This is a genomic window from Frankia sp. CgJB1 (assembly GCF_977947065.1).
In genome coordinates this window covers 1-1,735 of the sequence record NZ_CDWTNB010000267.1, presented here as the reverse complement: position 1 = coordinate 1,735, position 1,735 = coordinate 1, and the positions used below count along the sequence as shown (strand labels likewise).

Annotated in this window: 2 protein-coding genes and 1 pseudogene; 1 reads left to right on the top strand and 2 read right to left on the bottom strand. The window is 69.4% G+C overall.

The window, feature by feature from the left end:
• Positions 1-313: hypothetical protein (locus AC08OT_RS19665; protein ID WP_476603175.1), on the top strand; the 313-nt coding region annotated here is incomplete at its 5' end.
• On the opposite strand, the gene AC08OT_RS19660 is transcribed toward AC08OT_RS19665, so the two are convergent.
• Both AC08OT_RS19660 and AC08OT_RS19655 read right to left on the bottom strand, forming a co-directional pair.
• Positions 234-977 (bottom strand): toll/interleukin-1 receptor domain-containing protein, encoded by a 744-nt coding sequence (locus AC08OT_RS19660; protein ID WP_476594707.1) that lies wholly within the window; start codon positions 975-977, stop codon positions 234-236. The genes AC08OT_RS19665 and AC08OT_RS19660 overlap by 80 nt on opposite strands.
• A gap of 367 nt (positions 978-1,344) precedes the next feature.
• Positions 1,345-1,599 (bottom strand): annotated as a pseudogene (locus AC08OT_RS19655) (effector-associated domain EAD1-containing protein); the annotation flags it as partial.
• Positions 1,600-1,735 lie beyond the last annotated feature (136 nt).

The following is a 1,735-nucleotide window of genomic DNA, read 5'->3' as shown; positions in this document are numbered from 1 at the left end:
CCAGGCCGAGCAGGCGGTCGCCGGAGAACCGTCCGCAGCGGGACTGCGGGCCATGATGACGGCGCTGGCCGACTGGTCCAGGCTGGAGGGGAGCACGAGTTACGGCCGCGGGCTCGGCCGACTGCTGATCGACGCCGCCGACGCCGGCACCGCCGGTGACGCCGATACCGGCACCGCTGGTGACCCCGACGACGTCGAGGCGGCGGGCCGCGAGGATCCTGGCCGGCGGCCGGTCAAGATCGCTTCCCGGGGAAGGGCGGCGGAGTCGACGGCCGGGAACCGCGGCCGTTCAGGGACCGGGCGATCTGCCTGACCAGTTCAAGCTCCGCTGCCGCACCGTCCTTGTCGACGAGATCGATGTAGCTGATGCCGCGCAACAGCCCGGCCGGGTCACAGGTCTCGACGCGGATCGGGATCAGCGTGCGCTTCACGCCGTTAGGATCCGCCTGCCAGGCCACCTGCATCTTCTCCGAGGCCAGGTAGCTCTTCGACAGCACGGCAAGGGTACGCCGGGACCGCGAGATCCCTTCGTGCAGCAGACCGATCTCGTGCTCACCGGGCAGCGCGTCGAGGGCCGCCAGATGCACCGAATGACCCCGGCCTTCCAACACGCGGGCAATCCAGGAGCCCCAGGCCTCATCGGACGGATCCGCGGAGATGAGGAAGTCCCACTTCTCGTCCGCGAGCGGCCCCTGACCGGAGCCGTTCGACGGGGTCCGCACCGCCGGGAACGGGCGCCCCGGCAGCGTGATCCACGCGAGGCCCTCGTACTTGCCCACCACCGACACCTCGACTCGGCGGTACTGCGCCGGGTCGAGATCCCGCAGCCGCCCGGCCACCGTACTGCGGTAGAACTCGGACGATAGGATGAGCGCCAGTTCCGCGTCCTTGTCGTCCTTGTCCTGTTCCAGCAGCTGCCGGACGGGGTCCGCGTCGACCAGCCGGGCCGCGACCACTGCCGTCGATACCCACCTCACCCTGGTGCAGGGCCAACCTCAACCGGATTCGACCGGTCTCGTCACGTCCCCGGTTGTAGGTCCGCAGCGCGATCCACAGTTCCCGGACGAACTCGGTCGCGAGAACGGCCTTGGGAACGTCGGCGGCCACGGCTGCGAGAAAGCCGTCGCCGCGATCCTGGCGCAGCCGGATCGACCGGGGAGGCAGGCCGGCGCCTCCGGCCGCCTCGTCGACGATCCGGCGCAGCCCCTCCCGCCAGCTCGCCTGCGTCGCGATGTCCTGACGGCTGTAGTGCCTGGCATCCAGGCAGAAGACGCTGACATGCCGCGGGACGCCGTCCTCCCACGGGGCGCCCTCGCCGCGGGAGACACCGTCCTCCCGGACGGCGTCGGCGAAGATCCGGTTGCCCCGATAGTCCCGATGCGCCTCGGTGAGGATGCGCCTCCGGCCGTCCGGCAACAGCCCGTTCTCCAACAGCGACGCGAACTCGGACCAGAACTCGAACGACGACTCACCCGGGTAGAACTGCGGATGGTGCCGACGAGCCAGCCCGGCACGTTCCAACAGATGAGTCGCCTTCATCTGGTTGGTGAAGGTGGCGGAAAGCGCCTCGATCTCCGCCTCGGTCAGCCGGTCCGTCACGAGTCCCCCGTAGGCATGCCCGCAGAAATCCGGCGACGCGACGGTTGGTGGTCCGTCAGCCGGCGGATTCGTCCTCGAATTTTAACCCGTCCCTACCCGTTGTATTGGGTGGGTTCACCGACCTTCGGTGTCGTGT